We start from the raw sequence: 17,656 nt of genomic DNA, 5'->3' as shown, positions 1-17,656 counted from the left end.
GGACGACGGCACTCCCGGCGGGCACGGAATCGGGACAACCTAAACTGCCAAGGGTATCAGGCCTTGCCTGTTCAGTCCTCAGGATCGAAACGGGTCGCGGCCCGGATACTGTCGCCGTCGAAGCCCCGTCGTGCCAGGAGGTCCGCGGCCTTGCGGCGCTGGGCGAGATCGGTTGGCCCGGCCTCGCCGAACCGGCGGCGGACCAGGTCCCGGGCATTCTCGGTCCAGTCGCCTTCGAAAGCCGCCATGGCGGTGGCCACGGCATCGCCGTCCAGCCCGTGCGTGGCCAGTTCGGCGCGAATATGCAGCGGTCCATAGCCACTGGCCGCACGGCTGCGCACCAGCGATTCGGCGAACCGGGCATCGTCCTGCCACCCCTCCCCGGCCAGGCGCTCGACCGCTTCGAGGGCAGCCTCCGCCTCGACGCCCCGCGCCTGCAGCTTGCGGGTCAGCTCCTTGCGCGAATGTTCGCGCCGCACCAACAGCCCCAGGGCGCGCTGGAGCGGCGTGGGCGGGGTCCTCGGTTTGCGCTCGGGCTTGGAAGTCATCGTTGGTTCGTCAATGCCGGGCGGCACCCTGTCCGTTCGCTCATCCTGCCCCAGTCGAACGTCGCTTCCCGGCCGCGCCGGCCCTTCGCGTGGAAATAGGCAACTCGGCAGCGGTGGCCAGGATCAATCGACGCAATAGATCGGGATCGTCCAGGACCTCGTCCACCACGAACCAAGCCTTTGCTCCAGGATACGGTTTTCCCTCGGTCATCGAGGGCAACAGGCGGCGTCCCGCCTCGGTGGGCTTGAGGAACAAGGAGTTGTCGGCGGCCACGGCCACGAACTTGCCGTCGCAGTACAACCCGTATTCCCCGAACATCTTGCGGCACGTCAGCCGCTGTGGCAGGTCCGCCTGTTCGCGGATGTACTCGATGAACCCTGGGTCGGTGGCCATGGCGGCTCCCTGCAACAACACCGGATCGGCTCGGGCCAGGAAGCGCGCCTTCCCTGGCGCCCGTCCTCCTGGCCTCATCCGGAGTGCCCCGGGCGAGGGACGTCACTGACAGCGTCCCTCGCCCAGAGCGGAAAACACGCGGGGACTCAGTCGTCCAGGTCCTCGCCCTCGTCGCGCGAAGCCTCGGCCGGCTGGAACTTCTCGCGCAGCTCGGCCTCGATCTTGGCCGCCACCTGCGGGTTGTCGCGCAGGTAGGCACGGGCGTTGTCCTTGCCCTGGCCGATGCGCTCGTTGCCGTAGCTGTACCAGGCACCGGCCTTCTCGACCAGCTTGGCCTCCACGCCCATGTCGATCAGTTCGCCCTCGCGGCTGATGCCTTCGCCGTAGAGGATCTCGGTGACGACCTGCTTGAACGGCGGCGCCAGCTTGTTCTTGACCACCTTGATCTTGGTCTGGTTGCCGATGATCTCGTCGCCCTTCTTGATCGAACCGATGCGGCGGATGTCCAGGCGCACCGAGGCATAGAACTTCAGCGCGTTGCCGCCGGTGGTGGTTTCCGGGCTCTGGCCCGGCATCATCACGCCGATCTTCATGCGCAACTGGTTGATGAAGATCACCAGCGTATTGGAGCGCTTGATGTTGCCGGTCAGCTTGCGCAGGGCCTGGCTCATCAGGCGTGCCTGCAGGCCCGGCAACTGGTCGCCCATCTCGCCCTCGATCTCGGCCTTGGGGGTCAGCGCGGCCACCGAGTCGACCACCAGGATGTCCACCGAGCCCGAGCGCACCAGCATGTCGGCGATCTCCAGCGCCTGCTCGCCGGTATCCGGCTGCGACAGCAGCAGCTCGTCGACGTTGACGCCCAGCTTGGCGGCGTAGATCGGGTCCAGCGCGTGCTCGGCATCGATGAAGGCAGCGGTGCCGCCCTGCTTCTGGCACTCGGCGATGGCCTGCAGGGTCAAGGTGGTCTTGCCCGAGGATTCCGGACCGTAGATCTCGACCACGCGGCCCTTGGGCAGGCCGCCGATGCCCAGGGCGATATCCAGCATCAGCGAGCCGGTCGGGACGGCCTCGACGGGCTCGACCACGCGGTCGCCCATGCGCATCACCGAGCCCTTGCCGAACTGCTTCTCGATCTGGCCCAGGGCAGCCGCCAGCGCGCGCTTCTTGTTCTCGTCCATCGTGTGTTCCTCGTCAGTGATCGGAATGGGGTCAATCTAGCGTCGATGTATCGCAAGGGCTGAGACTGCCGGCGACGCGATCGAAATTAATCGGCGGGCGGGTCCGCGGGCACCAGTGCATGCCGGCCGCGAGCGTGGGAAAACCCCACGGCCCGGCCTCGGGCGACGGCCTCAACGGTTCGGCCTCAGCAGGCCGCAATACAGGCCTTCGATCGCGAAATCCTGGTCCGGCAGCACTTCGATGGGGGCGTAGTCCGGATTGCGCGGCAGCAAGCGGATGCGATCCTTGCCGATCTTCAGCAGCTTGACGGTGATTTCCTCGTCGATCCGCGCCACCACGATCTGCCCCGAACGCGCATCGCGGGTGCGGTGCACGCCGATCAGGTCGCCGTCGAAGATGCCTTCGTCGCGCATCGAATCCCCCTGCACCTTGAGCAGGTAGTCCGGCGAGGGGGAGAACAGCACCCGGTCGAGCACCACGAAATCGTCCGAACCGATGTCGGCGCCGATCGGCAGGCCGGCCGCGACCCGGCCCAGCACCGGCAGGCGCAGGACATCGTCCTGCTGCCGGGGCGGCTCGATGGCCTCGACCGCCGGGGCGACCAGGCGGATACCGCGCGCCTGCCCGGGCACCCGCCGGATCGCTCCGGCCTGCTCCAGCGCTTCCAGGTGGTATTGCGCGGCACGCACGCCCTTGAAGCCGAAGGCACGCGCGATCTCGGTCTGCGACGGCGGCACGCCATCGGACTCGATGCGTTCGGCGATCATCGCCAGGATCGCCTGCTGGGTGTCGGTCAGGTCCATGGTTAGTAGTATTACTACTAATTAAGGCGGTCGCAAGCCCCGATAGCCTCGGACGCCGCCGGTCAGTCCCTGCCGCTGCGCCAGATCGAGATCAGGATCCAGATGCCGCACAGGGCGGCGCCGACGAAGCCGGTCACGCCGATCGCCAGCAGCCACCGGCTGGAAATGCCGCCCACGCTGTTCATCACGATCGAGGAACCGATCACCAGGGCCGCGGTGACGATGCCCATGGTCAGGCGGTTGGCGGCGCGGTTGATCTGGGCGCCGAAGGCCTTGAGCGACTGGGTTTCCACATGCAGTTGCAGGCGGCCGCGGCGGGCCGCCTGCAGCAGCCGCTTGAGATCGCGCGGCAGGTTGCCGACCAGGTCGATGGCGCCGGTCAGGCTGCGCCGGCCCCGCCGCAGCACCTGGCCGGGCGCGAAGCGCTGCAGCAGCGCCCGCTGCAGGTAAGGCCGCGCCTCGCTGGCCATGTCGAAATCGGGATCGAGCTGGCGCCCCATGCCCTCCAGGCTCAGGAACGCCTTGATCATCAGCGCCAGGTCGGCAGGCAAGGTCAGCGCGTGCTCGCGCAGGATCGCGGTGATGTCGGCCAGCATCGCGCCGATCCGCAATTCCTTCAGCGGCACGCCACGGTACTGGTCGACGAAGGTGCCGATGTCCTGCTGCAGCCGCATCTCGTCGACCTCGATTCCGCCCGCGGCCCACTCCAGCAACACGTCGACGACGATCTCGGCGTCGTGGTCGACCATGCCGTACAGCAGCTGCGCGACCTGCTGGCGCCGTTGCTCGGAAATGCGCCCGACCATGCCGAAGTCGATGATGGCGATGCGGCCGTCGCGCATGTAGAAGATGTTGCCCGGATGCGGATCGGCGTGGAAGCAGCCGTCTTCGAGCACCATCTTCAGCACGATGCCGGCGCCGAGCCTGGCCAGCTGCACGCGGTCGAGGCCCGCCGCATCGGCCGCCGCCAGGTCGCGCCCGGGGATGCCATCGACGAAGTCCTGCACGTTGAGGCTCTCGCAGGTCCATTGCCAATGCACGGCGGGGATGACCACCTCGGCATGGCCGGCGAAGTTGGCGGCGATGCGCTCGGCGTTGCGGCACTCGGCGGCGAAGTCCAGCTCCCGCCGCAGCGATACCGTGAACTGGTGGACGACCTCCTTCGGTCGGTAGCGCTGCAGGTCCGGCGCGCGCGCCTCGACGATCTCGGCCAGCCTCGCCAGCAAGCGCAGGTCGGCTTCCACCACCTCGCGGATGCCCGGCCGGCGCACCTTCAACACCACGGCGCGGCCATCGTGCAGCCAGGCACGGTGGGTCTGCGCGAGCGACGCCGCCGCCAGGGCCTTCTCGTCGAAGCGCGCGAACGCCTGCTCGGGCGGAACGCCGAGGTCGGCCAGCAACTGGTCGCGGATCCGCTCGAACGGCAGCGCGGGCACCGCGTTCTGCAAGCGGGAAAGCTCGTCGGTCCATTCCGGCGGCAGCAGGTCCACGCGCGTGGCCAGTACCTGCCCCAGCTTCACGAACGTCGGCCCGAGTTCCTCGAGGGCGCGCCGCACCCGCACGGCCGCGGACATGCGCAACATGCCTTCGCCGTTGTGCCAGTGCAGCAGCCGCCCCGCCCGTTCCAGCACGTCGGCCAGGCCGATGCGGCGCACCACGTCGCCGAATCCATGGCGGATCAGCACCGAGGCGATTTCCTGCAGCCGCCCCAGGTCGCGTACCGTGCCGAGCGCATCCCACATCATCGGGCACGAGCTCCACGCTGCCGCGGCAGGCCGTCGATGCTCACAGCAGCGCGCTCAAACCCCGCAGTGCCGCGGCGACGGTCTGCCGGCGCACGGCATCGCGATCGCCGTCGAAGTGGAACACTTCCGCGCTGGCGTAGCCGCCACGCCGCTTCCAGCCGATCCAGACCGTGCCCACGGGCTTGCCGGCGCTGCCGCCGCCGGGGCCGGCGATGCCGGTGACCGCCACGGCGATGCTCGCCCCGGAATTGGCCAGCGCCCCCGACACCATCTCGATCGCCGTCTCGCGGCTGACCGCGCCATGCGTCTCCAGCGTCTGCGGGCGCACGCCCAGCAGCGCCTGCTTGGCTTCGTAGCTGTAGGCGACCATGCCGCAATCGAACCACGCCGAGGAACCGGCCACATCGGTCATCGCCTTGGCGATCCAACCGCCGGTGCAGCTTTCCGCCGCGACGAGATGTTCGCGCCGGTCGAGCAGTTGCGCCCCCAGCGTTTCGGAAAGCACGCGCAGCTCTGGATCGGAAGGAATGGGCATGGATCTCGCGCCGATGGACCAGGCCCGTCTTTTAACCGAATTCGCAAGCCATGTCTGCCGCCGCCGGCCGGTGCGCCTTCGGCGGCGCACCGGCGTTCATGCTCAATGGTCGTGGTGGAGGTACGCCGCCTGCCTGGGCAGGCGCAGGCTGACCAGGAACGTCACCACCATCATCGCGGTGACGTACCAGAAGAACGCCGGCTCGTGGCCCAGCTTCTTCAGGCCCAGCGCGACGTACTCGGCCGAACCGCCGAAGATCGCGTTGCCCACCGCGTAGGCCAGCCCCACGCCGAGCGCGCGCACTTCCGGCGGAAACATCTCGGCCTTCACGATGCCGGCGACCGAGGTATAGAAGCTGACGATCGCCAGCGCCAGCACGATCAGCGCGAAGGCGGCGACCGGGTTGGCGACATGCTGCAAGGCGGTCAGGATCGGCACCGTGGTCAGCGCGCCGAGCGCGCCGAAGATCAGCATGTTGTTGCGGCGGCCGATGCGGTCGGACAGCATGCCGAACGCCGGCTGCATGCACATGTACAGGAACAGCGCCCCGGTCATCACGAAGCTGGCGGTCTTGATCGGCAGGTGCACCGTGTTGACCAGGAACTTCTGCATGTACGTGGTGAAGGTGTAGAAGATCAGGGAGCCGCCGGCGGTGTAGCCCAGCACGGTGAAGAACGCCGCCTTGTGGCGCCGGAACAGCGCGCCGAGCGATCCCGCGTCCTTCCCCTTGCGCACGTCCTCGCGCTGGGTCTCGCGGAGCGTGCGCCGCAGCAGCACCGACACCACCGCCGCGATCGCGCCGATCACGAACGGCACGCGCCAGCCCCACGCGCGGATCTCCTGCTCGGACAACAGCGCCTCCATCGCCACGATCACCAGTACCGCCAGCAACTGGCCGCCGATCAGGGTCACGTACTGGAACGAGGAGAAGAAGCCGCGCTGGCCCCGCAACGCCACCTCGCTCATGTAGGTGGCCGTGGTGCCGTACTCGCCGCCGACGGACAGCCCCTGGACCAGGCGCGCGACCAACAGCAGCGCCGGGGCCAGGGCGCCGATCTGGGCGTGGGTCGGCAGGCACGCGATCATCAGCGAGCCGCCGCACATCATCGACACCGAGATCAGCATCGAGGACTTGCGCCCGTAGCGGTCGGCGACGCGCCCGAACAGCCATCCGCCGATCGGGCGCATCAGGAACCCGGCCGCGAACACGCCGGCCGTGTTCAGCAACTGCGCGGTGGTATCGCCCTTGGGGAAGAACTCGGCGGCGAAGTAGATCGCGCAGAACGCATAGACATAGAAGTCGAACCACTCCACCAGGTTGCCCGAGGACGCCGCCATGATCGCGAACACGCGATGGCGTTTTTCCTCGGCGGTGTAGTGCGGAAGCGCGGCGACCGGCTGCTCGGACATCGGAGGAACTCCGTGATGGCCCTGGACTCCGGGCGATCATGCGCCAGGCGAAGTGAACGCCCCGGCACGCCGTGCCGCCCGGATCCCCCGCCTACCGGTCCTGCCGCCCCGGGGCGCATGCCCAGGGCGCTACCACTCCCGCGCCGGCTGCGGCAGCAAGGCCCGCACCGGCTCGCCATCGCGCCCGGCGGCGAGCCGCTCGGCCTCGGCCAGCGGCAAGTCCACGTCGATCAGCCAGCCGTGTTCGTCGGCCCGTTCGCCGCGCACCACGTCCAGCGCGTGCAGCCGCGAGCGCAGCCGGCCAGCCGACGCCGGCAAGCGCAGCGTGCCCTGCACGTGCTGGAGATTGAGCCGGCGCGCCAGCACTTCGCGCAGCAGGTCCAGGCCGTCGCCGCCGCGCGCGGAAATCCAGACCCGCTCGCGCCGCGCCTCGTCCGGCACGCCATCCTGCGCGTCATGCCGCACTTCGGCGCCCTCGATGCGGTCGATCTTGTTGAACACCAGCAACTGCGGCAGTTCGCCCGCGCCCACCGCGTGCAGCACCTCGTCGACCTGGCGGATGCGGTCCTCGCGCAACGGATCGGCCGCATCGACCACGTGCAGCAGCAGGTCCGCCTCGCGCGCTTCCGACAGGGTCGAGCGGAATGCCGCCACCAGTTCGTGCGGCAGGTCGCGCACGAAGCCGACGGTGTCGGCGAGCACCACGTGCCCGCCCGGCAGCGCGATGCGGCGCACGGTCGGGTCCAGCGTGGCGAACAGTTGGTCCGCCGCGTAGGCCTCCGCGCCGGTCAAGGCGTTGAACAGGGTCGACTTGCCGGCATTGGTATAGCCCACCAGCGCCACGCGCGGCAGCTCGCTGCGCACGCGCGCGCGGCGCATCTGGGTGCGCTGCACCTCGACCTTGTCCAGCCGCTTCTGCAGTTGCTCCACCCGCTTCTGCAGCAGGCGGCGGTCGGTCTCGAGCTGGGTCTCGCCGGGGCCGCGCAACCCGATCGAGCCGCCGCGCTGGCGCTCCAGGTGGGTCCAGCCCCGCACCAATCGCGTCGCCAGGTGGCGGAGCTGCGCCAGTTCCACCTGCAGCTTGCCCTCGTGGCTGCGCGCACGCTGGGCGAAGATGTCCAGGATCAGCCCGGTGCGGTCGATCACGCGCCGCTGCAGGTACTTCTCCAGGTTGCGCTCCTGCACCGGGGTGAGCTGGTGGTTCACCAGCACCAGGTCGGCGCCGGTGGCGTCGGCGGCGGCCTTGACCTCTTCCAGCTTGCCGCTGCCGATGAGGGTGGACGGGCTCGGCCGGTCGATGCGCGCGGTCAGCGTCGCGGCCACGCTCGCGCCGGCGGAGCGCGCCAGGTCGGCGAACTCCTCCAGCACGTCCTCCTCGGCAGGCCCGCCCGCGTGGGGCTGGATCAACAGCGCGTGCTCGCCCTTGCGCGAACGGTCAAACACGCATCACCTCGAACTCAGTCAACGTCGCCGTCATCCTGGCTGGAAGCGTCGCCCGCGGACTGCACGTAACCGCCGCCCGGCCCCACGCGCACGTTGCGCGCCGGCACGACCGTCGAGATCGCATGCTTGTAGACCATCTGGCTGACGGTGTTGCGCAGCAGGACCACGAACTGGTCGAACGACTCGATCGTGCCTTGCAGCTTGATGCCATTGACCAGGTACACCGACACCGGAACCCGCTCGCGGCGCAGTGCATTGAGGAAAGGATCCTGCAAGGACTGTCCCTTGGACATTGAAGACTCCCTTTTTTAATTATTGATTGTTCTTATTGGGCCCGGTCGACACCTGCTTTTCCCCAGCCGGTTTCCGGACCCCGGATGTTACACGGCCTTGGGCCCGCTGGCAGTGTCCTGGAGCCCGTTATGGTCCCCGGGTCGATGTGAAAGGAATGCGGCGACGGCCTCATCCACGCGTCCGGCGTCGCTCTCGGGGTCGAACCAGCGCGCGTCCAGCTCCCCGCGCAGCCAGGTCAGCTGGCGCTTGGCCAGTTGCCGGGTGGCGTGGATCGCCCGCTCGCGGAATTCCGCCGCGCCCCAGCGCCCGTCCAGGTGTTCCCAGGCCTGCCGGTAGCCGACCGCCCGCACCGCCGGCAGGTCGAGCGGCCTGGCGACCCGCGTCATCTCCGGCATGGCCCTCAGCGCGCGGACCTCGTCCAGGAATCCGTCCGCCAGCATCGCGTCGAACCGGCGCTCGATGCGCGCGTGCAGGACGGCGCGCGCGCGCGGCGCGAGCACCAGCTTGAGCACCCGCAGCGGCAGGCGCGGCGGCGGCGGCATGGCCTGCCACTCGCTGATCGGGCGCCCGGTCAGGCGATAGACCTCCAAGGCGCGCTGGATCCGTTGCGGATCGGTAGCGTGGATGCGCGCCGCCGCGACCGGATCGACCCGGGCCAGCTCGGCATGCAGGGCTGGCCATCCGCGCGCGTCGGCCTCCGCCGCCAGGCGGGCGCGCACCTGCGGGTCGGCCTGCGGCATCTGCGAAAGCCCGGTCAGCAGCGACCGGAAGTACAGGCCGGTACCGCCGGCCAGGATCGGCAACCGCCCGCGCGCGACGATCCCGTCGATGGCCGCACGCGCGTCCCGGGCGAAGTCCGCGGCCGAGTAGGCCTGCCACGGATCGCAGATATCGATCAGGTGGTGCGGCGCCGCGGCCAGCATCGCGCGGTCCGGCTTGGCCGCACCGATATCCAGCCCGCGGTACACCAGGGCCGAATCCACGCTGACGATCTCGCCTCCCCAACGCCGCGCGAGCGCCAGCGCCGCCGCGGTCTTGCCGCTGGCGGTCGGCCCCATCAAGGCGATGGCAAGGGGGCGGGTGTCGTGCATGGTCGCCATTCGAAGGCCTACCCACCGGGCCGTGCCGGCCGGCAGGCGGGAAGGCTCATTCGTCGTCGGGCCAGCGGATCGCCGCGGCCGGAGATGCCGTGGCTGCCGCCTTGGGCGGAAGCGCCGCCAACACCTTCAGCGCATCGACGGTGGCCGCGACATCGTGCACGCGCACGATGCCCGCGCCACGCTGGACCGCAATCAGGTGCGCCGCCACCGAGCCATGGACGCGCTCGGCAGGCGCCTCGCGCCCGGTCAGTTCGCCGATGCTGCGCTTGCGCGACAGCCCGGCCAGGATCGGCAGCCCGAAGCCGGCGAAACGCTCCAGCTCGCCCAGCAACTGCAGGTTGTGCGCGGTGGTCTTGCCGAAACCGAAGCCCGGGTCGAGCACGAGCCGGCGCTTGTCGATTCCCGCCATCTCCGCGGCGAAGATCCGCTCGGCCAGGAAACGGTGCACCTCGGCGACCACGTCGTCGTAGTGGGGCGCCTGCTGCATCGAGCGCGGCTCGCCCTGCATGTGCATCAGCACCACCGGCACGCCCAGCTGCGCCGCCGCGTCGAGGGCGCCCGGCTCCCTCAGCGCGCGGATGTCGTTGATCATGCCCGCGCCGGCGGCGACCGCCGCGCGCATCACCTCCGGCTTGAAGGTGTCCACGCTGATCGGCACTTCGACCCGCGCAGCCAGCGACTCGATCACCGGGACCACCCGGCGCAGTTCTTCCTCCACCCCGACCGGCTCGGCGCCGGGCCGGGTCGATTCGCCGCCGATGTCCAGGATCGCCGCGCCCTCCTCCACCAGCCGCAACCCGTGCGCGATGGCGGCGTCCAGGGTGTCGTGGCGCCCGCCGTCGGAAAACGAATCCGGCGTCACGTTGACGATGCCCATCACCTGCGGGCGGTCCAGCGCGAGCGGGCGCCCGCCGCAATCCAGCGTCGGCCGGGTATCGAACATCACTTGTCCTTCTTCTGCGTACGGACGACCTTGATCACGCTCAACAGGCAGCCCAGCGCGATGCCCACGCCGGTGCCGAGCGGGATGTTGTCGGTCAACAGCCCCAGCGTCGCGCCCACGCAGGTGGCGATGACGATTTCCAGCGTGTACGACGGGGTTTCCGTGGATGGCGGCGACATGGCGACCTCGCGATGCATGGACCGGCATTTTCGCCGACCTGCGCGCGAATGCCCAATGCCCTCAAAAGCGAAGGGCGCGCAGCTGCCTGCGCGCCCTCCCGTTCATGGCGACCGGCCGGATCAGGTCTGCTCGGCCGGCCCCGCGATCGGCGGCAGCGGCCGCGGCGATCCCTTGTCGTTGCCGTCCTTGCCGGACTTGCCCCAGCCCGCCGGCGGCGGCGGCTCGCGGCCTTCCATGATCGCGTCGATCTGCGGCGCATCGATGGTCTCGTACTGCAGCAGCAGCTGGGACATCGAATGCAGCTTGTCCAGGTTCTCGGTCAGGATCTGCTTGGTGCGGGCGTAGGCCTTGTCCAGGATCGAACGCACCACCTCGTCGATCTTGCGCGCGGTCTCGTCGGAGACGTTCTTGTGCTGGGTCACCGAGCGGCCCAGGAACACCTCGTCCTCCTGTTCGCCGTAGGCGACCGGGCCCAGTTCGTCGGACAGGCCCCACTTGGTGACCATGTTGCGCGCCATCTTGGTCGCGCGCTCGATGTCGTTGGAGGCGCCCGTGGTGACCTTGTCCTCGCCGAAGATCAGTTCCTCGGCCACGCGGCCGCCGTACAGCGAGCACAGCTGCGATTCGATCGCCACGCGGTTCATCGAGTACTTGTCGCCTTCCGGCAGGTACATCGTCACGCCCAGCGCGCGGCCGCGCGGGATGATCGTGACCTTGTAGACCGGGTCGTGCTCGGGCACCAGGCGGCCGACGATGGCGTGGCCGGCCTCGTGGTAGGCGGTGAGGGTCTTCTCCTCCTCGCTCATTGCCATCGAGCGCCGCTCCGCGCCCATCAGGATCTTGTCGCGGGCACGGTCGAAGTGGTCCATGCGGACCTCCTTCTCGTTGCCGCGCGCGGCGAACAGCGCCGCCTCGTTGCAGAGGTTGGCCAGGTCCGCGCCGGAGAAGCCCGGGGTACCGCGCGCGATCACCAGCGGCTCGACGTCGTCGGCCAGCGGCAGCTTGCGCATGTGCACGCGCAGGATCTGCTCGCGGCCCTTCACGTCCGGCAGGCCGACCACCACCTGGCGGTCGAAGCGGCCCGGGCGCAGCAGCGCCGGGTCCAGCACGTCCGGACGGTTGGTCGCGGCGATCACGATCACGCCCTCGCCGCCCTCGAAGCCGTCCATCTCGACCAGCAACTGGTTCAGGGTCTGCTCACGCTCGTCGTGGCCGCCGCCCAGGCCGGCGCCGCGGTGGCGGCCGACCGCATCGATCTCGTCGATGAAGATGATGCACGGGGCATGCTTCTTGGCCTGCTCGAACATGTCGCGCACGCGGCTGGCGCCGACGCCGACGAACATCTCCACGAAGTCCGAGCCGGAGATCGAGAAGAACGGCACCTTGGCCTCGCCGGCGATCGCCTTGGCCAGCAGGGTCTTGCCGGTACCGGGCGGGCCGACCATCAGCACGCCGCGCGGGATCTTGCCGCCCAGCTTGGTGAACTTGGTGGGGTCGCGCAGGAAGTCGACCAGTTCGCCCACCTCCTCCTTGGCCTCGTCGCAGCCGGCCACGTCGGCGAAGGTGACCTTGATCTGGTCCTCGCCCTGCAGCTTGGCGCGCGACTTGCCGAACGACATAGCGCCCTTGGCGCCGCCGCCGCCGCCCTGCATCTGGCGCATGATGAACAGCCAGAAGCCGATGATCAGGATGACCGGCAGGAAGTTCAGCACGATCGACCAGAAGCTCGGGCCGCTGGCCGGCTTGGCGCGGGTCATCTCGACCTTCTTGGCGTACAGCACGTCGACCAGCTTGTCGTCGCGGGGGCCGTAGACGATCCCTTCGCTGCCGTCGCTGCGCTTGAAACGGATGGCGTTGACCGCGAAGCCGCTCTCGTCGGTGAAGTCCACCGACTTGATCCGGCCGCTGTCCACGTCCTCCAGGAACTGGGTATAGCTGATCGAGTCGCTGCCGGCCCCGGCCGCCATCCGCGGCGAGAAGCTCTGGAACACCACCATCAGCACGACGGCGACGACCACCCATAGCAGCAGATTCTTGGTCAAGTCGTTCATCCTCATTGGCTCCGGTGTCCCTCTCGCTCGTTACTCTATTGGTTCTTGGGGCAGCTTACTTGATCTGGGCACGCTTGCCCTGGCCAAGGGCATAAACCTCGGGTGAACGCTTGCGCGACGCCTGGGGCTTGCGGATGGACACCTTGTCGTAGCGCCGGCGCAGCTCGCGGACGTAGTCGTCGAACCCGACGCCCTGGAACAGCTTGATCAGGAACGCCCCGCCCGGCTTCAGGTGGTTGTCGGCGAAATCCATCGCCAATTCAGCCAAGTGCATCATCCGCGGCTGGTCGACCGCATCCATACCGCTCTTATTGGGGGCCATGTCCGACAGCACAAGGTCCACCGGCTCGCCGCCGAGCATTTCCTCGAAACGGGCCAGGACCGCCTCCTCCCTGAAGTCGCCGTGCAGGAACTCCACGCCGGCCAGCGGCGGCATGTCCAGGATGTCCAGCGCCAGCACCCGGCCGCGATCGCCCATCTGCTTGCGGACCTGTTGCGACCACCCGCCCGGCGCCGCACCGAGGTCGACGACCACCATGTCCGGCTTCAACAGGCGATCCCGCTCCAGCAGCTCCTCCAGCTTGTAGGCCGCGCGCGAACGCATGCCTTCGGCCTGGGCCTTCTTCACGAAGGGGTCGGAGAAATGTTCCTTGAGCCAACGCTGGCTGCTCTTGCTGCGGGACATCGGGCTGGGGGACCTGAGGGGGCGTCATGATACCCTGAACCCCCTTGGCTTCCCTTTCTCCTGCATGTCCATCGCTCTCACCCCCGCCCAGACCCGTTTCCTGCGCGGCCAGGCCCACGACCTCAAGGCGCTGCTCCAGACCGGAGGCAAGGGGGTCACGCCCGCGTTCCTGGCGGAGCTGGACGAGGTGCTGGAGCGGCACGAGCTGGTGAAGGTGAAGGTTGGCGCGGACGATCGCGAGGTACGCGATGCCATGATCGCCGACATCGTCGGGCAGACCGGCAGCGCGCTGGTCCAGCGGATCGGGCATACCGCGATCCTCTACCGGCCCAGCAAGGAAAAGCGCCAGATCGTCCTGCCGCGCGCCTGAGTGGTTCCATGCAACTGAACCAGGAACATCCCGACTACACCTACGCGCTGCGCTCGGCCGATGGCACCCAGGCCAAGGTCAACGAGCAGGTCCTGCGGCGGAGCTTCCTGCTGACCCCCGAGAAACTGGTCGAGGCCTGGCCGGTGGCCGCGCTCGACCAGCTCACCGCCGCGCACATGCAACCGGTGCTGGAGCTGGCGCCCGCGCTGGTGTTGCTGGGCACGGGTGAAAGCCAGGGCTTCCCGCCGCCGGAAGTGATGGCGGCTTGCCTGACCCGCGGCATCGGCATCGAAGCGATGACCAACGCCGCCGCCGCCCGCACCTACAACGTGCTCGCCAGCGAGGGCCGCAAGGTGGCGCTGGCGATGATCCTGCCCGGCTGAGCGGCGGTTCGGGCGCGAGGAGCGGCTCGGGGACGCGCCCTGCCGGGCCTGACTGACGCGACCTGATGCTTTTTTTGCAGTCTTTCGGGCTTTCTGTGGGAGGGACTTCAGTCCCGACAGCAGGCCAGTAGAGCCCGTCGGGACTGAAGTCCCTCCCACAACGACACTCGATCCGGGGCGAGCTTGCCGCTGGCCCGGGTCCGGATCCCCGGTCCCGAGTCCCGGCTTCATCGAAGCCCTTCCCACCACGGCACTCGACCCGGAGCAGGCCCGTCGCTGTCCCGGAACCCGGACCCCGGCTTGAGCTACTTCTTCGGCAGATCTAAGGTGGCGCTGGCGATGATCCTGCCCGGCTGAGCGGCGGCTCGGGCGCGGGGAGTGACTCGGGGACGCGTCTTGCCCGGGCCTGACTGACGCAACCTGATGCTTTTTTTGCAGTCTTTCGGGCTTTCTGTGGGAGGGACTTCAGTCCCGACAGCAGGCCAGTAAAGCCCGTCGGGACTGAAGTCCCTCCCACAGCGACACTCGATCCGGGGCGGGCTTGCCGCTGGCCCGGGTCCGGATCCCCGGCCCCGAGCCCCGGCTTCATCGAAGCCCTTCCCACCACGGCAATCGACCCGGAGCAGGCCCGTCGCTGTCCCGGTCCCCGGTCCCGGCTACTTCTTCGGCAGATACAGCAAGGGATCGACCGGCTTGCCGTTGTAGCGGATCTCGAAGTGCAGCATGTCGCGCGAGGCGCCGCTGCGGCCCATTTCGGCGATCTGTTGCCCGGCCTTGACGCTCTGGCCCTCGTTGACCAGGCGCTTGCGGTTGTGGCCATAGGCCGACAGCCACTGCTCGTTGTGCTTGATGATGATCAGCTCGCCATAGCCGACCAGGCCGTTGCCGGAATAGACCACCACGCCATCGGCGGCCGCCCGCACCGCCTGCCCGCTCGCGCCGGCGATGTCCACGCCCTGCTTGGTGGTTTCGCCCTGGACGAAACTGCCCACCACGACGCCGTCGGCCGGCCAGCGCCAGCTGAAACCGCTGCTGGGCGGAGCGGCCACCGGCGCCGCCGGGCGTTGCGTGGCCGCGCCCGTGGAGGACGATGCCGTCGAAGGCTTGGGCGCGGCGGTGCCGGCGCCCGGCGGATACAGCCGCAGCGTCTGCCCAGGATAGATCGTGTCAGGCGAGGACAGGTTGTTCCAGGCGCTGAGGTCCTGCGGCGTGATGCCGGTGCGGCGCGAGATGGCGTACAGCGTGTCGCCGCGCTGCACCGTCACGACGGCCCCCGGCTTGGCGACGGAGGTCCTCGGCGCGCTCGACGCGGCCGCGCTCCCCGCCGAAGGCGAACGCACCACCGTGGCGCTGCTGCAGGCCGCCAGCGCGCCCACCAGCAGGAGCGATGCCCCGTGCCGACCGATATCCATGCCCAGCTTCTGTTTCATCCGAACTTAGCCCTCCATACCAACCAGCCCGCCAGGCCCAGCAGGACCACGCTTGCGATCCATCCCAGCGGCTCGATCCAACGATGCAGCGCCGCCTCCGCGCGCGCGCCGCCCAGCCGGATCGCGCCGGCCACCAGATATACCCGCTTGCCGCGCCCGACGAACATGCTCGCCAGGAACGGCAGCATCGGCACGCCGACCACGCCGGAGGCCCAGGTGAAGATCTTCAGCGGGATCGGGGTGAAGCCCACCAGCACCAGCAGCCAAAACGCCCGCCAGGGCGATTCGGCGACCACTGCGCGCAGGTGCGCCACCTGCTCGTCGATCTTGGCGCTCCATCCCAGCCATTCGATCAGCGGCTGCAGCGCGGCAAAGGCGAAATGCCCGAGCAGGTAGCCGACCACGGCTCCACCCAGGGAACCGGCCAGGCTCACCGTGGCGAACCAGAGCGCGCGCCGCGGCTGCGCCAGCGACATCGGCGCCAGCATCACCTCGGGGGGAACCGGGAAAATGAAGCCTTCCAGAAAGCTCAGCCCGCCCAGCAGGGTCGGCGCACGGCGATGGCGAGACCAGCGTATGGCCAGGTCGTACAGCGGCCCGAATATCTTCATCAAGGATTCTCGTGGATTCAGTCCAGCATGCCCGACAGCAACGGCACGAACGTGACCGGCGCCAGAACCTGCTGCTCGATACTACCGTCCTGGCCGCGACTGAGCTGGACCAGCGACTGGGTGCCGGCACCGCCGACCGGCGCCACCAGGCGCCCTCCCGGGGCGAGCTGCTCGACCAGCGCGTCCACCAGCGCGGGCGCCGCCGCGGTGACCACGATCGCATCGTAGGGACCGTGCTCCGGCCAGCCGATGCGGCCGTCGTCATGCTTGCTGCGCACGTTCATGCCGAGGTGCCGGAACCGCTTGCGCGCCTGGCGCAACAGGTCGCCGATCCGCTCGACCGTGTAGACCTCCAGGCCCAGCGCCGCCAGGATCGCGCCCTGGTAGCCCGAACCCGTGCCGACTTCCAGCACCTTCTTGGGCGCCACCTCCAGCACCGCCTCGGTCATGCGGGCCACCACCCAGGGCTGCGAGATGGTCTGGCCATGGCCGATCGGCAGCGCGGTGTCCTCGTACGCACGCGAGGCCAGCGCCTCGTCGATGAACAGGTGGCGCGGCACGATCCGCACGGCGTTGAGCACGCTCTCGTCGCGGATGCCGGCCTCGCGCAGGCGCTCGACCAGGCGGTCGCGCACGCGCTGCGAGGTCATGCCGATGCCGACCGCGGCCGGCTGCAGGCGCAACCGCGGGGTCATGCCGGCTCGTCCAGGGCTGCCGTCAGGCCGCCGACCCAGCTCGCTACCTTCTCCAGCGCCTGGTAGCGGGTGAGGTCGACCTGGATCGGAGTGATCGAGATGTGGCCCGTGCGCACCGCATGGAAGTCGGTGCCCGGCCCGGCGTCCTGCTCGGGTCCGGCCGGGCCGATCCAGTAGACGGTGCGCCCGCGCGGATCGCTCTGCGGGATGCACGGCTCGGAGCGGTGCCGGTTGCCGAGCCGGGTCACCTCGAAGCCGCGCACCTCGTGCCACGGCAGGTCCGGCACGTTGACGTTGAGGATGGTGTCGGCCGGAAGCGGGTCGGCCTTGAGCCGCTTGACGATCTCCACCGCGGCGCGCGCCGCGGTGCGGTAGTGGTGCGCCTCGTGGTTGCGGGTGACCAGCGACACGGCGACGGCGGGCAGCCCGAGGAAGCGCCCTTCCATCGCGGCCGACACGGTGCCGGAATAGATCACGTCGTCGCCGAGGTTGGCGGAATTGTTGATGCCCGACACCACGATGTCCGGCTCGTACTCCAGCATGCCGGTCAGCGCCAGGTGCACGCAGTCGGTCGGGGTGCCGGCGACGCTGCAGGTGTAGTGGTCGATCCGCTTGGTACGGATCGGCAGGTCCAGGGTGAGCGAATTGCTGGCACCGGAACGGTCGCGATCGGGAGCGACCACGGTCACCTCATGGCCGGCACCGCGCAGCTCCTCGGCGAGGATGTTGATGCCGGGGGCGTCGACGCCGTCGTCGTTGCTTACGAGTACTCGCATGGGACTCCTCGGAAAACCGCCCCATGATACCGGATGCGGTCCGCGCGAACCGGTACGGTTGCACGCCGCATGGGCAGCGCT

At 69.1% G+C, this 17,656-nt stretch carries 20 protein-coding genes; 2 read left to right on the top strand and 18 right to left on the bottom strand.

Annotated features, from left to right (window positions below):
- Window positions 1-71: 71 nt before the first annotated feature.
- The 14 genes from recX to rlmE form a co-directional block, all read right to left on the bottom strand.
- Window positions 72-548: a recombination regulator RecX gene (gene recX / locus M3M27_RS08990; RefSeq protein WP_434027830.1), complete on the bottom strand. Its 477-nt coding sequence runs from the start codon at window positions 546-548 to the stop codon at window positions 72-74.
- A 40-nt stretch (window positions 549-588) separates the two neighbouring features.
- The gene (locus M3M27_RS08985; protein WP_434027828.1) at window positions 589-942 is read right to left on the bottom strand and encodes a TfoX/Sxy family protein; all 354 of its coding nucleotides are present in this window, start codon (window positions 940-942) and stop codon (window positions 589-591) included.
- A 146-nt stretch (window positions 943-1,088) separates the two neighbouring features.
- A complete protein-coding gene (recA, locus tag M3M27_RS08980) occupies window positions 1,089-2,120 on the bottom strand; it encodes a recombinase RecA (RefSeq protein WP_140718600.1) in 1,032 nt (343 codons plus the stop codon).
- 171 nt (window positions 2,121-2,291) lie between these two features.
- Window positions 2,292-2,924: a transcriptional repressor LexA gene (lexA, locus tag M3M27_RS08975; protein ID WP_434027827.1), complete on the bottom strand. Its 633-nt coding sequence runs from the start codon at window positions 2,922-2,924 to the stop codon at window positions 2,292-2,294.
- A gap of 62 nt (window positions 2,925-2,986) precedes the next feature.
- Complete coding sequence (gene ubiB / locus M3M27_RS08970; protein ID WP_140719872.1) at window positions 2,987-4,666, bottom strand: 2-polyprenylphenol 6-hydroxylase; 1,680 nt, start codon at window positions 4,664-4,666, stop codon at window positions 2,987-2,989.
- A gap of 43 nt (window positions 4,667-4,709) precedes the next feature.
- Window positions 4,710-5,204, bottom strand: coding sequence for a CinA family protein (locus tag M3M27_RS08965; protein ID WP_177497464.1), 495 nt, complete (start codon window positions 5,202-5,204; stop codon window positions 4,710-4,712).
- Window positions 5,205-5,306: 102 nt separating this feature from the next.
- Window positions 5,307-6,614 carry an MFS family transporter gene (locus tag M3M27_RS08960; RefSeq protein ID WP_434027826.1) on the bottom strand — a complete coding sequence of 436 codons (1,308 nt, stop codon included), beginning with the start codon at window positions 6,612-6,614 and terminating at the stop codon, window positions 5,307-5,309.
- A gap of 129 nt (window positions 6,615-6,743) precedes the next feature.
- A complete protein-coding gene (gene hflX, locus M3M27_RS08955; RefSeq protein WP_140718603.1) occupies window positions 6,744-8,057 on the bottom strand; it encodes a ribosome rescue GTPase HflX in 1,314 nt (437 codons plus the stop codon).
- A 14-nt stretch (window positions 8,058-8,071) separates the two neighbouring features.
- Window positions 8,072-8,350 (bottom strand): RNA chaperone Hfq, encoded by a 279-nt coding sequence (gene hfq, locus M3M27_RS08950; protein ID WP_140718604.1) that lies wholly within the window; start codon window positions 8,348-8,350, stop codon window positions 8,072-8,074.
- Between the two features lie 87 nt (window positions 8,351-8,437).
- Window positions 8,438-9,442, bottom strand: a complete 1,005-nt coding sequence (gene miaA, locus M3M27_RS08945; RefSeq protein ID WP_434027825.1) for a tRNA (adenosine(37)-N6)-dimethylallyltransferase MiaA — start codon at window positions 9,440-9,442, stop codon at window positions 8,438-8,440.
- A gap of 55 nt (window positions 9,443-9,497) precedes the next feature.
- On the bottom strand, window positions 9,498-10,394 hold the full coding sequence (gene folP, locus M3M27_RS08940; protein WP_434027824.1) for a dihydropteroate synthase: 897 nt from the start codon (window positions 10,392-10,394) through the stop codon (window positions 9,498-9,500).
- Window positions 10,394-10,573 carry a hypothetical protein gene (locus M3M27_RS08935; RefSeq protein ID WP_140718607.1) on the bottom strand — a complete coding sequence of 60 codons (180 nt, stop codon included), beginning with the start codon at window positions 10,571-10,573 and terminating at the stop codon, window positions 10,394-10,396. The genes folP and M3M27_RS08935 overlap by 1 nt, the downstream gene beginning before the upstream one ends.
- 120 nt (window positions 10,574-10,693) lie before the next feature.
- A complete protein-coding gene (gene ftsH / locus M3M27_RS08930) occupies window positions 10,694-12,625 on the bottom strand; it encodes an ATP-dependent zinc metalloprotease FtsH (RefSeq protein WP_177497466.1) in 1,932 nt (643 codons plus the stop codon).
- A gap of 55 nt (window positions 12,626-12,680) precedes the next feature.
- Entirely contained in the window at window positions 12,681-13,310 is a 630-nt protein-coding gene (rlmE, locus tag M3M27_RS08925) for a 23S rRNA (uridine(2552)-2'-O)-methyltransferase RlmE (RefSeq protein ID WP_140718609.1), read from the bottom strand.
- A 64-nt stretch (window positions 13,311-13,374) separates the two neighbouring features.
- On the opposite strand from rlmE, the gene yhbY reads away from it, so the two are divergent.
- The gene (gene yhbY, locus M3M27_RS08920) at window positions 13,375-13,680 is read left to right on the top strand and encodes a ribosome assembly RNA-binding protein YhbY (protein WP_140718610.1); all 306 of its coding nucleotides are present in this window, start codon (window positions 13,375-13,377) and stop codon (window positions 13,678-13,680) included.
- Window positions 13,681-13,688: 8 nt separating this feature from the next.
- Window positions 13,689-14,063, top strand: coding sequence for an Mth938-like domain-containing protein (locus tag M3M27_RS08915; RefSeq protein WP_434027823.1), 375 nt, complete (start codon window positions 13,689-13,691; stop codon window positions 14,061-14,063).
- 656 nt (window positions 14,064-14,719) lie between these two features.
- Here the strand turns inward: M3M27_RS08915 and M3M27_RS08910 are convergent.
- Genes M3M27_RS08910 through surE form a run of 4 tightly spaced genes read right to left on the bottom strand, consistent with a single transcriptional unit; the run spans window position 14,720 to window position 17,575 of the window.
- The gene (locus M3M27_RS08910) at window positions 14,720-15,475 is read right to left on the bottom strand and encodes a peptidoglycan DD-metalloendopeptidase family protein (RefSeq protein ID WP_434027988.1); all 756 of its coding nucleotides are present in this window, start codon (window positions 15,473-15,475) and stop codon (window positions 14,720-14,722) included.
- Window positions 15,476-15,489: 14 nt separating this feature from the next.
- Window positions 15,490-16,104 carry a YqaA family protein gene (locus M3M27_RS08905; protein ID WP_140718612.1) on the bottom strand — a complete coding sequence of 205 codons (615 nt, stop codon included), beginning with the start codon at window positions 16,102-16,104 and terminating at the stop codon, window positions 15,490-15,492.
- 17 nt (window positions 16,105-16,121) lie between these two features.
- Window positions 16,122-16,799 carry a protein-L-isoaspartate(D-aspartate) O-methyltransferase gene (locus tag M3M27_RS08900; protein WP_140718613.1) on the bottom strand — a complete coding sequence of 226 codons (678 nt, stop codon included), beginning with the start codon at window positions 16,797-16,799 and terminating at the stop codon, window positions 16,122-16,124.
- On the bottom strand, window positions 16,796-17,575 hold the full coding sequence (gene surE / locus M3M27_RS08895; protein WP_434027822.1) for a 5'/3'-nucleotidase SurE: 780 nt from the start codon (window positions 17,573-17,575) through the stop codon (window positions 16,796-16,798). The genes M3M27_RS08900 and surE overlap by 4 nt, the downstream gene beginning before the upstream one ends.
- Window positions 17,576-17,656: the final 81 nt, after the last annotated feature.

This window comes from Xanthomonas boreopolis (assembly GCF_046529185.1).
Taxonomy (GTDB): Bacteria; Pseudomonadota; Gammaproteobacteria; order Xanthomonadales; family Xanthomonadaceae; genus Pseudomonas_S; species Pseudomonas_S boreopolis.
This window is presented reverse-complemented; position numbering and strand designations above follow the sequence as displayed.

Excerpts from the sequence above, each read along its gene's own strand:
- recX (WP_434027830.1), bottom strand. The coding sequence starts at position 548 with ATGACTTCCAAGCCCGAGCGCAAACCGAGGACCCCGCCCACGCCGCTC.
- hfq (WP_140718604.1), bottom strand. The coding sequence starts at position 8,350 with ATGTCCAAGGGACAGTCCTTGCAGGATCCTTTCCTCAATGCACTGCGC.
- recA (WP_140718600.1), bottom strand. The coding sequence starts at position 2,120 with ATGGACGAGAACAAGAAGCGCGCGCTGGCGGCTGCCCTGGGCCAGATC.
- folP (WP_434027824.1), bottom strand. The coding sequence starts at position 10,394 with ATGTTCGATACCCGGCCGACGCTGGATTGCGGCGGGCGCCCGCTCGCG.
- M3M27_RS08965 (WP_177497464.1), bottom strand. The coding sequence starts at position 5,204 with ATGCCCATTCCTTCCGATCCAGAGCTGCGCGTGCTTTCCGAAACGCTG.
- surE (WP_434027822.1), bottom strand. The coding sequence starts at position 17,575 with ATGCGAGTACTCGTAAGCAACGACGACGGCGTCGACGCCCCCGGCATC.
- M3M27_RS08910 (WP_434027988.1), bottom strand. The coding sequence starts at position 15,475 with ATGGATATCGGTCGGCACGGGGCATCGCTCCTGCTGGTGGGCGCGCTG.
- lexA (WP_434027827.1), bottom strand. The coding sequence starts at position 2,924 with ATGGACCTGACCGACACCCAGCAGGCGATCCTGGCGATGATCGCCGAA.
- M3M27_RS08905 (WP_140718612.1), bottom strand. The coding sequence starts at position 16,104 with ATGAAGATATTCGGGCCGCTGTACGACCTGGCCATACGCTGGTCTCGC.
- ubiB (WP_140719872.1), bottom strand. The coding sequence starts at position 4,666 with ATGTGGGATGCGCTCGGCACGGTACGCGACCTGGGGCGGCTGCAGGAA.
- M3M27_RS08935 (WP_140718607.1), bottom strand. The coding sequence starts at position 10,573 with ATGTCGCCGCCATCCACGGAAACCCCGTCGTACACGCTGGAAATCGTC.
- M3M27_RS08960 (WP_434027826.1), bottom strand. The coding sequence starts at position 6,614 with ATGTCCGAGCAGCCGGTCGCCGCGCTTCCGCACTACACCGCCGAGGAA.
- yhbY (WP_140718610.1), top strand. The coding sequence starts at position 13,375 with ATGTCCATCGCTCTCACCCCCGCCCAGACCCGTTTCCTGCGCGGCCAG.
- ftsH (WP_177497466.1), bottom strand. The coding sequence starts at position 12,625 with ATGAACGACTTGACCAAGAATCTGCTGCTATGGGTGGTCGTCGCCGTC.
- M3M27_RS08915 (WP_434027823.1), top strand. The coding sequence starts at position 13,689 with ATGCAACTGAACCAGGAACATCCCGACTACACCTACGCGCTGCGCTCG.
- miaA (WP_434027825.1), bottom strand. The coding sequence starts at position 9,442 with ATGCACGACACCCGCCCCCTTGCCATCGCCTTGATGGGGCCGACCGCC.
- M3M27_RS08985 (WP_434027828.1), bottom strand. The coding sequence starts at position 942 with ATGGCCACCGACCCAGGGTTCATCGAGTACATCCGCGAACAGGCGGAC.
- rlmE (WP_140718609.1), bottom strand. The coding sequence starts at position 13,310 with ATGTCCCGCAGCAAGAGCAGCCAGCGTTGGCTCAAGGAACATTTCTCC.
- M3M27_RS08900 (WP_140718613.1), bottom strand. The coding sequence starts at position 16,799 with ATGACCCCGCGGTTGCGCCTGCAGCCGGCCGCGGTCGGCATCGGCATG.